The organism is Tritonibacter sp. SIMBA_163 (assembly GCF_046535935.1).
In the GTDB taxonomy this organism is placed as follows: domain Bacteria; phylum Pseudomonadota; class Alphaproteobacteria; order Rhodobacterales; family Rhodobacteraceae; genus Epibacterium; species Epibacterium scottomollicae.
The window spans coordinates 1-273 of the sequence record NZ_JAWJBP010000431.1 but is presented as its reverse complement, the minus strand read 5'-3'; the positions used below and the strand labels follow the sequence as shown (position 1 = coordinate 273).

Annotated in this window: 1 protein-coding gene; it reads left to right on the top strand. The window is 42.1% G+C overall.

Annotated features, from left to right (window positions below):
* A partial coding sequence (locus R0J92_RS23010) for a cation:proton antiporter (RefSeq protein ID WP_411053374.1) occupies positions 1 to 273 on the top strand: 273 nt, incomplete at both ends.

The following is a 273-nucleotide window of genomic DNA, read 5'->3' as shown; positions in this document are numbered from 1 at the left end:
AGAAGCGATTTTAGGGGCATTTGCTGCGGGACTGGTCTTAGCGGAAACTGAAAAACGCAAAGAATTGGAAGAACAAGTGGTTCCGGTTGCAGATATCTTAGTTCCAGTGTTTTTTGTTTGTGTTGGCGCAAGAACCGATTTAGGAGTATTAAACCCAACTGTCCCGAGTAACCGTGAAGGATTAATTTTAGCTGCCTTTCTGATTGTGGTCGCCATTATTGGCAAAGTTATTGCAGGGTTTACCATTTTCGGTCGTCCTGATATTAATAAACT